11 protein-coding genes and 3 tRNA genes are annotated in these 13,961 nt (G+C 64.9%); 8 read left to right on the forward strand and 6 right to left on the reverse strand.

Going from position 1 to position 13,961, the window contains the following annotated elements:
• Window positions 1-138 precede the first annotated feature (138 nt).
• Window positions 139-732 (reverse strand): DNA-J related domain-containing protein, encoded by a 594-nt coding sequence (locus BLS61_RS12685; RefSeq protein ID WP_090431350.1) that lies wholly within the window; start codon window positions 730-732, stop codon window positions 139-141.
• A gap of 101 nt (window positions 733-833) precedes the next feature.
• Between BLS61_RS12685 and ttcA the strand changes: the two genes are divergently transcribed.
• From ttcA to BLS61_RS12700, 4 genes are all read left to right on the forward strand, one after another.
• Window positions 834-1,658 carry a tRNA 2-thiocytidine(32) synthetase TtcA gene (ttcA, locus tag BLS61_RS12690; protein ID WP_090431352.1) on the forward strand — a complete coding sequence of 275 codons (825 nt, stop codon included), beginning with the start codon at window positions 834-836 and terminating at the stop codon, window positions 1,656-1,658.
• A 119-nt stretch (window positions 1,659-1,777) separates the two neighbouring features.
• Complete coding sequence (locus BLS61_RS24025; protein WP_279615168.1) at window positions 1,778-1,909, forward strand: hypothetical protein; 132 nt, start codon at window positions 1,778-1,780, stop codon at window positions 1,907-1,909.
• A 261-nt stretch (window positions 1,910-2,170) separates the two neighbouring features.
• A complete protein-coding gene (locus tag BLS61_RS12695) occupies window positions 2,171-3,235 on the forward strand; it encodes a 3-deoxy-7-phosphoheptulonate synthase (protein ID WP_090431354.1) in 1,065 nt (354 codons plus the stop codon).
• Between the two features lie 122 nt (window positions 3,236-3,357).
• Window positions 3,358-4,110 (forward strand): DNA-3-methyladenine glycosylase I, encoded by a 753-nt coding sequence (locus BLS61_RS12700; RefSeq protein WP_090431356.1) that lies wholly within the window; start codon window positions 3,358-3,360, stop codon window positions 4,108-4,110.
• On the opposite strand, the gene BLS61_RS12705 is transcribed toward BLS61_RS12700, so the two are convergent.
• The 5 genes from BLS61_RS12705 to BLS61_RS12725 all read right to left on the reverse strand — a co-directional run bounded on the left by BLS61_RS12705 (window position 4,100) and on the right by BLS61_RS12725 (window position 12,361).
• Complete coding sequence (locus BLS61_RS12705; protein ID WP_090431379.1) at window positions 4,100-4,351, reverse strand: YheU family protein; 252 nt, start codon at window positions 4,349-4,351, stop codon at window positions 4,100-4,102. The two genes, BLS61_RS12700 and BLS61_RS12705, sit on opposite strands and share 11 nt — an antisense overlap.
• A 64-nt stretch (window positions 4,352-4,415) precedes the next feature.
• Window positions 4,416-7,166, reverse strand: a complete 2,751-nt coding sequence (locus BLS61_RS12710; protein WP_090431358.1) for a hybrid sensor histidine kinase/response regulator — start codon at window positions 7,164-7,166, stop codon at window positions 4,416-4,418.
• 296 nt (window positions 7,167-7,462) lie between these two features.
• Window positions 7,463-8,662, reverse strand: coding sequence for an osmoprotectant NAGGN system M42 family peptidase (locus BLS61_RS12715; RefSeq protein WP_090431360.1), 1,200 nt, complete (start codon window positions 8,660-8,662; stop codon window positions 7,463-7,465).
• A 63-nt stretch (window positions 8,663-8,725) separates the two neighbouring features.
• Window positions 8,726-10,465 carry an N-acetylglutaminylglutamine synthetase gene (gene ngg, locus BLS61_RS12720; RefSeq protein ID WP_090431361.1) on the reverse strand — a complete coding sequence of 580 codons (1,740 nt, stop codon included), beginning with the start codon at window positions 10,463-10,465 and terminating at the stop codon, window positions 8,726-8,728.
• 126 nt (window positions 10,466-10,591) lie between these two features.
• Window positions 10,592-12,361, reverse strand: a complete 1,770-nt coding sequence (locus BLS61_RS12725; protein ID WP_090431363.1) for an N-acetylglutaminylglutamine amidotransferase — start codon at window positions 12,359-12,361, stop codon at window positions 10,592-10,594.
• 109 nt (window positions 12,362-12,470) lie between these two features.
• Between BLS61_RS12725 and BLS61_RS12730 the strand changes: the two genes are divergently transcribed.
• The 4 genes from BLS61_RS12730 to BLS61_RS12745 all read left to right on the forward strand — a co-directional run bounded on the left by BLS61_RS12730 (window position 12,471) and on the right by BLS61_RS12745 (window position 13,401).
• On the forward strand, window positions 12,471-12,944 hold the full coding sequence (locus tag BLS61_RS12730) for a MarR family winged helix-turn-helix transcriptional regulator (RefSeq protein ID WP_090431365.1): 474 nt from the start codon (window positions 12,471-12,473) through the stop codon (window positions 12,942-12,944).
• An 88-nt stretch (window positions 12,945-13,032) separates the two neighbouring features.
• Window positions 13,033-13,108: transfer RNA gene (locus BLS61_RS12735), tRNA-Val, on the forward strand.
• A gap of 31 nt (window positions 13,109-13,139) precedes the next feature.
• Window positions 13,140-13,216 (forward strand) — tRNA-Asp (locus tag BLS61_RS12740).
• A 108-nt stretch (window positions 13,217-13,324) separates the two neighbouring features.
• Window positions 13,325-13,401 (forward strand) — tRNA-Asp (locus BLS61_RS12745).
• Window positions 13,402-13,961 lie beyond the last annotated feature (560 nt).

Below are 13,961 nucleotides of genomic sequence, written 5' to 3' on the forward strand. Positions count from 1 at the left end.
CGCCCCCCAGCGAACGCCCGGGGCGCATGTACAGCGCCTCCGGGTGTCAGGCCAATTCGATGCGACCTTATGTCGCAGTATAGGCAGGGCCTGGAGCCGCCGTGATGCCTGGCTTTAGAGCAAATCGCTCTCTCGGCGTCAGTGGTAATAGCGGCCGAGAATTTCCATGGCCAGGTTGATCGACTGCAACCGCTCTGTGCTGCCGCCTCGGTCCGGATGATGCACGCTGACCATTTGTCGGTAGCGCTGCTTGATGCGCGGCAAGTCGAGGGCTTGCTCGTGGTGCAGCTCGAACAGCTCCAGCGCTGCCTGCTTTTCGTCGCCGCCCTGCATGCGCGTCCAGAAACTGGTCAGCAGGCGTTCCACGTCGCATTCATCGGTGTCCTGCAGCTGGCTCAGGTCCAGGTAGTAGTCGCGCAGCTCGTCGCGCTCGCTCAGCGCGCTACTGCCGTGCTGATAAGGCTGCAGACGAATGCACAGCGGGCTGATCTCGAGCAGGTACGTCTGCTCCTGCCAGAGTCGGTCGCGCAGGCGGTAGAGGGCGTTGAACAGCAGGAAATGGGTGCGAAACAGCACCAGCTTGTCGGTCAGTGGCAGGTTGGGCAGGTGGCCGCTGTGGCGGGACTTGAGCTGCTGGATCAGGGCGTATTCGGCCAGCCCGTCGGGGGCTGCCTGCAGTAGCTGCAGCACCTGGTCGGCTAGATCCTGGCTGGGGTCGAGGTCGTCGTTCATCGGCCGAGCCTAGCATTTAACCGTCGACGGGGTAGGGGCGCGGCACCTTTGTGCGTAAAATGTCGCGCTTTCGTTCCCACCCCCTCGGATTTCGACGCACCATGGGCACCCTTTCGGTCAACCAGAACAAACTGCAGAAGCGCATTCGCCGCCTGGCCGGCGAAGCCATCACCGACTTCAACATGATCGAGGATGGCGACAAGGTGATGGTCTGCCTGTCCGGCGGCAAGGACAGCTACACCATGCTCGACGTGCTGCTGTACCTGCAGAAGGTGGCACCGATCAAGTTCGAGATCGTCGCGGTGAACATGGACCAGAAGCAGCCCGGTTTCCCCGAGCACGTGCTGCCGGCCTACCTCGAATCCATCGGTGTGCAGTACCACATCATCGAGAAGGACACCTACTCGGTGGTCAAGGAGAAGATCCCCGAGGGCAAGACCACCTGCTCTTTGTGCTCGCGTCTGCGTCGCGGCACGCTGTACACCTACGCCGACGAGATCGGCGCGACCAAGATGGCGCTGGGGCACCACCGCGACGACATTCTGGAAACCTTCTTCCTCAACATGTTCTACGGCGGCACGCTCAAGGCCATGCCGCCCAAGCTGCTGTCCGACGACGGCCGCAACGTGGTGATCCGCCCGCTGGCCTATTGCGCCGAGGCCGATATCGAGGCCTACAGCCAGCTCAAGCAGTTCCCCATCATCCCGTGCAACCTCTGCGGCTCGCAGGAGAACCTGCAGCGCCAGGTGGTCAAGGAGATGCTGCAGGAGTGGGAGCGCAAGAGCCCGGGGCGCGTCGAGATCATGTTCCGCGCCCTGCAGAACGTGCACCCCTCGCAACTGGCCGACCGCAACCTGTTCGACTTCAGGAGCCTGAAGATCGACGACAGCGCCACACCGCGCTTTCTCGATGTGATGAGCCTGTAAGGCATCGCGGCTGAAGCCGCTCCCACGGTTCGTCTCGCTTGTGGGAGGGGCTTTAGCCGCGACGCTTGCCAGGCCGCAAAGGCCTGGAGTATGGTTCGGCCATCGCTTTGGAGAATTCCATGTCCGCCAGCCTCAACCTCCTGTCCTCGCTGCAAGTCGGTGCCTCGCGCGCCGCGCTGGCTCGTGCGCAGATGGCCGTGGCTGCGGCGTACCACTTCTTTGGGTATTGGTTTAGCCACAGGCGCGCCTGATACCCCACAGGCGGCCTGAGAAACCAGGGTCGCCACCAGAGACGTTTTCCAGAAAACCCCCGGTCGGCAACCCGACCGGGGGTTTTGTTTTTCCGGCCGAAAACGGCCACAGATCGAGGACTCACAGATGAACCGTTATTACCGCAACTACCGCTACGACTGGCGATTTAGCAACGTCACCACCGCCCTGACGCCTTTGCAACGAACACTCAGTTAGCGCCGCTGCGGCGCAGGCCGCACCGGTCAAGGAACCGCCAGATCATGAATGCATCCGTCTCCGCTCAACTCGCTTGCCCCGTCACCACCATCGCCCGCCGCAGCGCCCAGCCGCTGCCCAGTCCCGCCGTATTGCGCCAGCGCTTACCGCTATCCGCCGCACTTGCCAAACGTATCGCCGCCGACCGTGAGGCCATCCGCGCCGTGCTCGATGGCCGTGATTCGCGCCTGTTGGTGGTGGTCGGCCCCTGTTCCCTGCATGACCGCAGCAGCGCCCTCGAATATGCCGAGCGCCTCGCCGAGCTGGCCCCGCAGGTCGACGACCAGCTGCTGCTGGTGATGCGCGCCTACGTGGAGAAACCGCGCACCACCGTGGGCTGGAAGGGGCTGCTGTACGACCCGCATCTGGATGGCAGCGGCGACATGGCCGAAGGCCTGCGCCTGTCGCGCCAGCTGATGCTGGAAATTCTCGAGCGCGGCCTGCCGCTGGCCAGCGAGCTGCTGCAGCCGATGGCCGCCGGTTACTTCGATGATCTGCTCGGCTGGGCGGCAATTGGCGCACGCACCAGCGAGTCGCAGGTGCACCGCGAGATGGTCAGCGGCCTGGATCTGCCGGTGGGCTTCAAGAATGGCACCGACGGCAGCATCGGCATCGCCTGCGATGCCATGCGTTCGGCAGCGCACCCGCACCAGCATTTCGGCATCGACGATCTTGGCCACCCGGCGCTGCTGCATACCGCCGGCAACCCGGACACCCATCTGGTGCTGCGCGGCGGTCATGGCGCGCCGAACCATGATGCCGCCAGCGTCGCCGCCGCGCGCCAGGCGCTCGAGCGCCAGGGTATCGCGCCGCGGATCATGGTCGACTGCAGCCATGCCAACAGCGGCAAGGACCCGCTGCGCCAGCCCGCGGTGCTGGACAGCGTGATCGACCAGCGCCTGGCCGGCGACAGCAGCCTGCGCGGGGTGATGCTGGAGAGCCACCTGTTCGATGGTTGCCAGGCGCTGTCCGGCGAGCTGCGCTATGGCGTGTCGATCACCGACGGCTGCCTGGGCTGGAGCGGCACCGAGGCGGCGCTGCGCCAGGCCGCCGAGCGGTTGCGCGAGTAGGGCGGGTGCAACCCGCCGGTTCGCGATTGGCGGGTTTCACCCGCCCTACGGTTTTACAGGGCTTGCGGTGCTCGGCTTACTGGATGCAGGCTTCGTCATCCGATTCATGAAGGATTCGATTCATGCGTGATTACAAGTGGCTGCACGAGTTCTGCCTCAACCGCTTCGGCTCGGCCAAGGTGCTGGAGGCCATGCTGCCGCAGCCGCGCAGCGATGCCGAGCTGCGTGCGCTCTCCGATGACCGCTACCTGTCGCTGATCAGCCTGCGCATCTTCCGCGCCGGGCTCAAGCACAGTCTGGTGGATGCCAAGTGGCCGGCGTTCGAGGAGGTGTTCTTCGGCTTCGACCCGGAAAAGGTGGTGCTGATGGGCGCCGAACGCCTGGAGAACCTGATGCAGGATGCGCGGCTTATCCGCCACCTGGGCAAGCTCAGAAGCGTGCCGCGCAATGCCCAGTTCATTCTCGACGTGCGGGCGGGGCGTTTGTCGGGCAGTCCCTCTTCCGGCGCTGCGCGCCACCTTCTCCCAGAGGGAGAAGGCCATCAGACTCGGCCTGCGGCCGATTTTTCTTTTGGCGCCCTGATCGCCGACTGGCCGGTGAGCGACATCGTCGGTCTATGGAAGTACCTGGCCAAGCACGGCAATCAGCTCGGCGGGTTGTCGGCACCGCGCTTTCTGCGCATGGTGGGCAAGGACACCTTCGTGCCCACCGACGATATGGTCGCGGCGCTCAAGGCGCAGGGCGTCATCGACAAGGCGCCCACCAGCCAGAAGGATCTGGCTGCGGTGCAGGCCGCCTTCAACCAGTGGCAGGCCGAGAGCGGGCGGCCGCTGTGCCAGCTATCGGTGATGCTGGCGCACACGGTCAATCACTGAGGGCGTCGTTCAGGGCGTCCAGCCATTCCCTGGGCACGTCACGCTTCATCGCCAGTTGGCACTGCTGGCTGTCCGGGTCGAACACGATCACCGCCTCGCCCTTGTCCAGGGCGCGGCGTACCCGTTGCACGCGGGTTTCCAGCGGGGTCTCGTCGCCGTTGTCGGTGCCGTCGCGGGTGACGAAATCTTCGATCAGGGCGGTGAGGGTGTCGGCTTGCAGCAGGTGAGCGGGGATCAGCACGGCGAATGGACTCCGGTTGTTGGCGCCCATGATAGAGCCAGAGGGCACCACGCTGCGAGCGGGCTCAGGCGCGATTGCCGGGGCGCTTCAGAAAACGCTCCAGTGTGCTGTAGAGCAGCGTGCTGTCCAGCGGTTTACCGAGGAAATCGTCCATGCCGGCATCCAGGCCATGCTGGCGATGCTCTTCGAGGATGTGCGCCGTCAGCGCGATCACCGGCACCGCGGGGAGTTGCCGGCTGCGCTCCAGGCGGCGGATCTGCCGCGTGGCCTCGAAGCCGTCCATCACCGGCATCTCGCAGTCCATCAGGATCAACTGCACGGCTGCGGGGTCGCGCTCGTATTCATCCACGGCGGCCTGGCCGTTGGTGACCAGGCGTACGCTGTAGCCGCGTTTCTTCAGGAAACCCTGAACCACCAGCTGGTTTACCGGGTTGTCTTCCGCCACCAGGATGCAGGGGGCGTTGCTGCTGTCGCTGCGCATGTCTCTGACCAACTGATGTACCTGTGCTCTGGGTTCTTCGTACAGCCCGGTGAGGGCCTGGCGCAGCGCGTTGATCGCCACCGGCTGGGCCAGGTGTTGCAGGCGCAGGCCCTGACTCGCCGGTAGCTGCTGGCAGGCTTCGGGCGGGCAGATCAGCAGCACGCGCTGCTGTGTCTGCAGCTTTGGCCTGATCGAGTCGAGCCAGTGGTTGACGCCACCCGGCCAGGGCGCCATCAGCACCAGCAGCGGCGGCGCGGCGAAATCCTCCAGATAGTCCTGCAGGCGTTCCGGCGTCTGGCAGCGTTCGGTGCGCATGCCCCAGCGGCCGAGCAGACGGCTCATGGCGTCCAGCCCCAGGCCATCGAGCGAGGCGAGCAGGGCGGTACGACCTGCCAGCAGGTGGTTGAGCTCGTCGGTGCTGTCCTGTTCGATCAGCAGGGGGATGTCGAAGGCAAAGCGTGTGCCCTGGCCGGGGGTGCTCTGCACCTCGATACGGCCGCCCATCATCTCCACCAGCTCCTTGCTGATGGCCAGTCCCAGGCCGCTGCCGCCGTAGCGGCGCGTGGTGCTGGAGTCGCCCTGGGCGAAGGATTCGAACAGCTGGGCCAGGGCCTGCTCGCTGATGCCGATGCCACTGTCGCTGACGGCGAAGACCAGATGCGGCGCGCCATGGCTGTCGCTGCGACGGGTGACGCTGACCGCCACGTGGCCCTCGGCGGTGAACTTCAGGGCGTTGCTGAGCAGGTTCATCAGTACCTGCTTGAGCCGTGTCGGGTCGCCCTGGATGCGCCGCGGCACGCCATTTTCCAGGCTTATGTAGAGGCGCAGGCGCTTGTCCAGGGCCTGGCCGGTGAACAGGCTGAGGGTTTCGGAAATCATGTTCTCGAGATCGAACTCGATCTGCTCGAGGCTGAGCTTGCCCGATTCGATGCGGGCGTAGTCGAGGATGTCGTTGATCACCGCCATCAGCGAGCTGCCGGAGCTGGAGATGGTGTCGACATAGAAACGCTGGCTGCGGTCCAGCGGAGTTTCGCGCAGCAGCTGCAGCATGCCCAGCACGCCGTTGAGCGGGGTGCGGATCTCGTGGCTCATCTTGGCCAGGAAGCGGCTCTTGGCCTGGCTCTCGAAGGCCGCCTGCTCGGCCGCCCGACGCGACTGGAAGCCTTCTTCCTTGAGCAGGTTGATGCGGTCGGCCAGGCCGATGGACAGGGTGATCAGCTCGATGGTCACGCCGATCTTCACCACCGTGGCGCCGAACACCCCGAACACTTCCAGCCCCAGCGACCCGGTGGTGGCCTGGATGAAGGCGAACAGCAGGATGGCCCAGGCCAGGGTGTAGTAGGACCCGTAGCGCACGCCGCGACGCCAGACGTAGATGCCGGTCAGCAGCAGGATCAGCGAGACCAGGGAAACCGTGACGCTGGCCAGGATGTTCCAGGCCGAAAAGCCGATCAGCGGCACCGACAGCAGGCAGCCGAGGCAGGCCAGCATCAGCAGGCGAAGGCCTGTGTCCAGCCGTGGAAAGTACTGACGGGCATGGAGGAAATGGCGGCTGAACTGGATGGCCGTGAGGCAGTGCACGTACATCAGGATGTAGATGCTCACCGACTGGAAGGCCACGTGCTCGGGCAGCAGCTTGAACAGCATGCCGTCGAAACAGGCGGCGAGCAGGCCGACGTTGAGGTTGTAGGCCAGGTACCAGAGGTAGGCCGACTCGCGCAGCGACAGATAGAGGAACAGGTTGTAGCAGAACATGGCGAACAGCACGCCGTAGAACGCGCCGTTGAAGCCCATCAGGTTTTCCTGCGCCGCCGCGCTGGCGCCGTAGGTGGCGAAGAACAGCGGTACGAACACCGTGCTGGTGGTTTCCACCTGGATCAGCAGGGTGCTGACGCCGGGCTGCAGTTGCATGGGGAACCAGAAATTGCGCACCTGTACCGGTCGCTGGGAAAAGGCGAAGCGGTCGCCGCTTTCCTGCCGCAAACGCTCGCCGTCGGGGTTGACCAGGTAGATCTCCAGGTGATCGAGCAGCGGGTAATTCACTTCCAGGTAGCCGCCCACCTCATGCGTCAGGGCGTTGACCAGGCGCACCTTGAACCACCAGACCGATGCGTTCTTGCCGAGGTTGGCATGTTCGCCGCCGACCTCGCGGAAAGCATTGTCGTCCAGCGCCTGCACCTGCTCGACGTCGAGGCTGCCATTCGCGTCTTCGTAATAGCCGGTGTAGGGGCCCAGTGACAGGCGCAGGTCGTCGCTGTCGAGTGGTACAGGCGTGAGCGCCCAGGTCGGGCAGGCGAGCCACAACAACAGCAAAGCCAGGCAAAGACGAGGCATCCGTGAACCTCAGAAGGGGTCTGCAAACTGCTGCGTGTGGCCATCGGACGTGAAACCAGCCGGAAGATGTGCAATTGCCGCCGAACATTGCGTCTTCTCCAGCGATACCGCCTGCCTGACCTCCCTCGCTGCCTCGCCGACTCCCTCTTAGTGGGCCATGCAGCATGGCCGTCAGTCGTTCTTCAAACGTCGCGGGGCGACGTCCCTAGGGTGGCCGGCCGGAGGCAGGCCAGAAAAAGGGGAGCTGCTGCTCCCCTGTGGTTCGTTGGTCACTTTGCCCTTATGCGCCGAAGCCTTCAAGGGTCGCGATCATGTTGCCCGACCAGGCTGTCCACAGGTGGGACGCGGGTATCGCTTTCCATCTGCGCATCGTGCTCCAGCTGATGGCTGAAGCGTTCCAGCGAACCCTGCGCCGGCTGTGCGTCGCTGGCGAATACCGGCGGGCTCATCATGTAGGCGGTAAGCAGGCGACTGAGGGCCTTGAGGCTGTCGATGTGGGTGCGCTCGTAGCCGTGGGTGGCGTCGCAGCCGAAGGCCAGCAGTGCCGTACGGATATCGTGGCCGGCGGTGACGGCCGACTGCGCATCGCTGTGGTAATAGCGGAACAGGTCGCGGCGCACCGGTATTTCCTGCTCGGCGGCCAGGCGCAGCAACTGGCGTGACAGGTGATAGTCGTAAGGCCCGCCGGAGTCCTGCATGGCCACGCTCACGGCATGTTCGCTGGATTGCTGGCCCGGTGCGACCGGTGCGATGTCGATGCCGACGAACTCGCTGACATCCCAGGGCAGGGCAGCGGCAGCGCCGGAGCCGACTTCCTCGGTGATGGTAAACAGTGGGTGACAGTCGATCATCGGTTGCAGGCCCTGATCGCGAATCGCCTTGAGTGACGCCAGCAGCGCGGCGGCGCCCGCCTTGTCATCGAGGTGGCGGGCGCTGATATGACCGCTTTCGGAAAACTCCGGCAGCGGATCGAAGGCGACGAAATCACCCACGCAAACGCCGAGTGAATCGCAATCAGCACGGGTGGCACAGTAGGCGTCCAGGCGCAGCTCGACGTGATCCCAGCTGATCGGCATGGTGTCGACAGCGGTGTTGAAGGCGTGCCCCGAGGCCATCAGCGGTAGCACGCTGCCGCGAATCACGCCGTTGTCGGTGAACAGGCTGACGCGGCTGCCTTCGGCGAAACGACTCGACCAGCAGCCCACCGGCGCCAGGCCGAGACGGCCGTTGTCCTTGATCTCGCGGACGATGGCGCCAATGGTGTCGAGGTGCACGGAGACGGCACGGTCGAAACGTTCGTACTCGCTCTGACGCCCGCGCAGGGTGGCGCGGATGGTGCCGCGGCGGGTCAGCTCGAAGGGGATTTCCAGCTCTTCGAGGCGTTCGGCAACGTAGCGCACGATGGTGTCGGTGAAACCGGTAGGGCTGGGGATGGCGAGCATCTCCAGCAGCACCTTCTGCATGTAGTCCAGATCGGGTTCGGGTAACTGTTGCATGTAGGCTCCTCGCGTTCGGATTGCCCCTCTCCCGAGTGCGGGAGAGGGCCGGGGGAGAGGTTTTCAGCTTGTTGCCTGGCTCAGCGGGAACAGCAGGTCGACGAAGCGCTCGGCGGTCGGCTGCGGTTCGTGGTTGGCCAGGCCGGCACGTTCGTTGGCCTCGATGAACACGTAATCGGGCTGGTCGGCGGCAGGCACCAGCAGGTCGAGGCCGACCACCGGGATTTCCAGGGCGCGGGCAGCCTTGATGGCGGCGTCGCGCAGGGTCGGATGGAGGATCGCGGTGACGTCCTCCAGGGTCCCGCCGGTATGCAGGTTGGCGGTCTTGCGCACCGCCAGGCGCTGGCCGGCCGGCAGCACGCTGTCGTAATCGAGGCCGGCGCCGTGCAGGGTGCGCAGGGTTTCGGCGTCCTTGGGGATGCGGCTTTCGCCACCGGTGGCAGCCTGGCGACGGCGGCTCTGGGCGTCGATCAGCTCGCCGATGCTGTGCCGGCCATCGCCAATGATCTCGGCCGGACGGCGGATCGCCGCCGCCACCACCTCGTAGCCGATCACCAGGATGCGCAGGTCGTGGCCTTGGTGATAGCTCTCCAGCAATACGCGCTGGTCGAATACGCGGGCCCGCTCGATGGCCTCCTGTACTTCGCCTGGCGTGCGCAGGTCGACCGCCACGCCCTGGCCCTGTTCGCCGTCCACCGGCTTGACCACCAACGAGCCGTGCTCGGCGAGGAAGGTGGCATTGTCCTCGGCGCTGCCGGCCAGGCGCTGCGCCGGTACGCTGAGGCCGGCGCGTGACAGGGCGCGGTGGGTCAGGCGCTTGTCCTGGCACAGGGTCATGCTCACCGCGCTGGTCAGGTCGCACAGCGACTCGCGGCAGCGAATGCGGCGGCCGCCATGGCTGAGGGTGAACAGCCCGGCCTCGGCGTCGTCCACCTGCACCTCGATGCCGCGGCGCAGCGCCTCGTCGACGATGATGCGCGCGTAGGGGTTGAGTTCGGCCTGCGGGCCGGGGCCGAGGAACAGGGTCTGGTTGATGCCATTCTTGCGCTTGAGGCTGAAGGTCTGCAGCTCGCGAAAGCCGAGCTTGGCGTAGAGCTTCTTGGCCTGGCGGTTGTCGTGCAGCACCGACAGGTCGAGGTAGCTCAGGCCGCGGCTCATGCAATGTTCGATCAGGTGACGCACCAGCGCCTCGCCGACACCCGGGCGGCTGCACTGCGGCGCCACCGCCAGGCACCAGAGGCTGCTGCCGTTTTCCGGATCGCGGAAGGCGCGCTGGTGGTTCAGGCCCATGACGCTGCCGATCACCGCGCCGCTGTCCTCGTCCTCGGCCAGCCAGTAGGTGGGGCCACCTTCGTTGTAGGGGGTGAGCTTGGTCGGATCGATCGGCAGCATGTTGCGGGTCTGGTACAGGCAGTTGATGGCCTGCCAGTCGGCATCGTTCTGCGCGCGGCGGATATGGAAACCACGGAAGATGCGGCGCGCGGGGCGGTAGTCGCTGAACCACAGGCGCAGGGTGTCGGAGGGGTCGAGAAACAGCTGCTGCGGCGCATGCGCCAGCACCTGATGCGGGGCGGCCACGTACAGCGCGATATCGCGCTCGCCGGGCTGCTCGGCAAGCAGGGCTTCGGCCAGCGTCGTGGCATCGGGATAGGTGTGGCCGATCAGCAGGCGGCCCCAGCCGCAATGAATGGCCTGCGGCTGGCTCGGCTGGCTGGCATGATCCTCGGCCAGGCGCGCCTGCAGACGTTCGTAGGAGGGCGCCTGGCCGCGCAGCAGGCGTTGGTTGTAGGCAGTGGAGCGCATGAGTTGTCCTTGATCTCTACCTCCGGTCTGGGCCGGATCGAGTGTGGTGTCGTGACCACCCCGGATTCATCCGGGCTACGACCATTGATCCTGTAGGGGCGGCGCTAGGTCCGCCCCCGTTTGGTTTTACAGACCCTGCTCGCTCAGCCACAGGTTGAGCGCCGCGAGCTGCCACAGCTTGGAGCCGCGCAGGGGCGTGAGCTGGCTCTGCGGGTTGGTCAGCAACTGGTCGAGCATCTTCGGATTGAACAGGCCGCGATCCTGGCTGGGGTCGAGCAGCAGGTCGCGCACCCAGCCGAGCGTGGCGCCTTCCAGGTGCTTGAGGCCGGGAACCGGGAAGTATCCCTTGGGCCGGTCGATCACCTCGCTGGGGATGACCTTGCGCGCCGCTTCCTTGAGCACGTACTTGCCGCCTTCGGGCAGCTTGAAGCGCGCCGGAATGCGCGCCGACAGCTCGGCAACGCGGTAGTCGAGGAACGGCGTGCGCGCCTCCAGGCCCCAGGCCATGGTCATGTTGTCCACGCGCTTGACCGGGTCGTCCACCAGCATCACCGTGCTGTCCAGGCGCAGCGCCTTGTCCACTGCCGCCTCGGCACCGGGCATGGCGAAGTGCTCGCGGACGAACTCGCCGGCCATGTCGCCGGTCAGCCAGGCGGGACGCACGCAGGCGGCGTACTCGTCGTGCTCGCGGTCGAAGAAGGCCGCGCGGTAGGCAGCGAAGGCATCCTTGGCGCCGTCGACCTGCGGGTACCAGTGGTAGCCGGCGAACAGCTCGTCGGCGCCCTGGCCGCTCTGCACCACCTTGCAGTGCTTGGCCACTTCCCGCGAGAGCAGATAGAAGGCGATGCAGTCGTGGCTGACCATCGGCTCGCTCATGGCACGGAAGGCCTGCGGCAGTTGCTCGAGAATCTCGTGCTCGCCGATGCGCAACTGGTGGTGGCGGGTGGCGAAACGCTGGGCGATCAGGTCCGAATACTGGAACTCGTCGCCACGCTCGCCACCGGCATCCTGGAAGCCGATGGAGAAGGTCAAGAGGTTCTCCACGCCGGCTTCGCGCAGCAGGCCGACCAGCATGCTCGAATCGACACCGCCGGAGAGCAGCACGCCGACATCCACGGCGGCGCGCTGACGAATCTCCACCGCTTCGCGCATGGTTTCCAGCGTGCGGTCGCGCCATTCTTCCAAGCCGTAGTTCACTTCCTCGCCCTGTGGGCCGAACTGCAGTGTCCACCAGGTCTGTTGCTCGACCTCGCCTTGCGCGTCGATGCGCATCCAGGTGGCCGGTGGCAGCTTCTCGACACCTGCGAGGATGGTGCGCGGCGCCGGCACCACGGCATGGAAATTCAGGTAGTGGTTGAGCGCGATCGGATCGAGCGTTCCGGCGATGTCACCGCCCTGCAGCAGGGCCGGCAGCGAGGAGGCGAAGCGCAGGCGCTCGTCGGTGCGCGACAGGTACAGCGGCTTGACGCCGAGACGGTCGCGGGCGATGAACAGGCTTTGCTTGTCTCGCTCCCAGACGGCGAAGGCGAACATGCCGTTGAGCTTGGGCAGCAGGGCGTCGCCCCAGGCGTGATAACCCTTGAGCAGCACTTCGGTATCACCGCCGGAGAAGAAGCGATAACCCAGCGCTTCCAGTTCGCTGCGTAGCTCCGGGTAGTTGTAGATGGCGCCGTTGAACACCATCGACAGGCCGAGGTCACTGTCGATCATCGGCTGGCCCGAGGCTTCGGCGAGATCCATGATCTTCAGGCGGCGGTGGCCCAGGGCGATGGGGCCCTGACTGTGAAAGCCGTGGGCGTCGGGGCCGCGAGGGGCCAGGTGGTGGGTGATGCGCTCGACTGCCGCCAGGTCCGCGGGGCGTCGATCAAAACGTAGTTCTCCAGCTATTCCGCACATAGTTCCTTACCGGTGTTGCCGTTGGGGAGTGGCTCGTGGTCGAGCCGTTTTACACCAAAACAAGAAAATGCTTTCATGTCAAAGCTTTGGTTGTTATGAATTGGTGTTTATGAGCGCTAAAAAAGTTCCTGCTGAAATTGATTTGTCATCTGTCATGGCCTTTGAAATGCCACTATTCCAGGCGCTGCGGCGCCTGCAGCAGGCGGGCGAGGTGCATGCCAAGCGCCTGGCGCGTTTTGGTGGACTGATGCCCATGCAGTTGATGGTTCTGCAGGTGCTGGCCAGCGAGACGCGCATGACTGCCAGCGTGCTCAGCAGTCGCGTCAGCCTGACGGCGGCGACGCTCTCCGGCCTGCTCGATCGCCTCGAGGAGCGCGGCCTGCTGCAGCGCCAGCGCGACGATCGCGATCGCCGCCGGCAATGGCTGTTGATCAGCGATGCCGGGCGCGACCTGATCCAGCAGGCGCCCTCGCTGATGCCGCCGGAATTCAACCAGCGTTTCGCGGCCCTGGCCGACTGGGAGCGCCACAGCCTGACGGCGGCCTTGTTGAGAGCTGCCGAGCTGTGCGGCGAGATGGATTGAAGCGGCGTGCTTTTTTCAGAAAAAATTCAAGCAGGGTGTTGACTTAGCTTCGCCACCTGCATAAAGTGCGCGCCTCGCTAAGGCACATGGGTGGTTAGCTCAGCCGGGAGAGCATCTGCCTTACAAGCAGAGGGTCGGCGGTTCGATCCCGTCACCACCCACCATAGCGAATTCGGACGCAAGTCCGGCCGACGCGCAGCGGTAGTTCAGTCGGTTAGAATACCGGCCTGTCACGCCGGGGGTCGCGGGTTCGAGTCCCGTCCGCTGCGCCACTATTTGCCAGATCGATATCGGTTCGGTCTGAGATGGCAAAGCCCGCCAGGGCGCCATCGGACGCTACAGAGTTTCAAGAGTTCTTTGGACGCAAGTCCAGCCGACACGCAGCGGTAGTTCAGTCGGTTAGAATACCGGCCTGTCACGCCGGGGGTCGCGGGTTCGAGTCCCGTCCGCTGCGCCATATACGAAACCCGCTGATCGCAAGATCAGCGGGTTTTTTATTGGTTGTTCGCATATTTTGGGGAAAGTGCGGGTTGGCCCCGGACTGGCAGGTTTGTTTGCGTATCGCTTGCTGACTTAGCACTATCCATTACCGAGTGTACTGAGCGTTTGGGTTGCGCCCCTTACGGGCGCCACACCTTGATTCGCTGCGCTCACCCTTCGGGTCTGCCTGCGGCTTGTTACTCCGCTGCGCTACGTTTCGGCCTCCTGACGGGACCGAGGCGCGAGCTTGCATAATCTTTGCGAAGTTGAAATTGGCGGCGTCTGACCTTTGCCTTTGCTTTTGCCTTTGCCCTTGCTCTTCAACTGCGATGGAACAGACGACGCCCAAGTCCCCTTCAGGAGGCCGAGTGGAATCACCGTGGAAGGGGTTGAGCGGCATGGATGCCGCGAGAGTCGTGATGGGCCAGGGATGGCCCTTCACGGCGTGCCCCTGGAACGGTGATGGAGCGAGGGAACCCCGGCGCAGCCGGGGCCGTATGCAGGGGTGTGTTTCTTTGCTTACTTTCTTTGCACAAG

The sequence above is a fragment of the Ectopseudomonas guguanensis genome (assembly GCF_900104265.1).
Taxonomy (GTDB): domain Bacteria; phylum Pseudomonadota; class Gammaproteobacteria; order Pseudomonadales; family Pseudomonadaceae; genus Aquipseudomonas; species Aquipseudomonas guguanensis.

Coding starts and splice junctions, on each gene's coding strand:
- BLS61_RS12685 (WP_090431350.1), bottom strand. CDS start 732: ATGAACGACGACCTCGACCCCAGCCAGGATCTAGCCGACCAGGTGCTG.
- ttcA (WP_090431352.1), top strand. CDS start 834: ATGGGCACCCTTTCGGTCAACCAGAACAAACTGCAGAAGCGCATTCGC.
- BLS61_RS24025 (WP_279615168.1), top strand. CDS start 1,778: ATGTCCGCCAGCCTCAACCTCCTGTCCTCGCTGCAAGTCGGTGCCTCG.
- BLS61_RS12695 (WP_090431354.1), top strand. CDS start 2,171: ATGAATGCATCCGTCTCCGCTCAACTCGCTTGCCCCGTCACCACCATC.
- BLS61_RS12700 (WP_090431356.1), top strand. CDS start 3,358: ATGCGTGATTACAAGTGGCTGCACGAGTTCTGCCTCAACCGCTTCGGC.
- BLS61_RS12710 (WP_090431358.1), bottom strand. CDS start 7,166: ATGCCTCGTCTTTGCCTGGCTTTGCTGTTGTTGTGGCTCGCCTGCCCG.
- BLS61_RS12715 (WP_090431360.1), bottom strand. CDS start 8,662: ATGCAACAGTTACCCGAACCCGATCTGGACTACATGCAGAAGGTGCTG.
- ngg (WP_090431361.1), bottom strand. CDS start 10,465: ATGCGCTCCACTGCCTACAACCAACGCCTGCTGCGCGGCCAGGCGCCC.
- BLS61_RS12725 (WP_090431363.1), bottom strand. CDS start 12,361: ATGTGCGGAATAGCTGGAGAACTACGTTTTGATCGACGCCCCGCGGAC.
- BLS61_RS12730 (WP_090431365.1), top strand. CDS start 12,471: ATGAGCGCTAAAAAAGTTCCTGCTGAAATTGATTTGTCATCTGTCATG.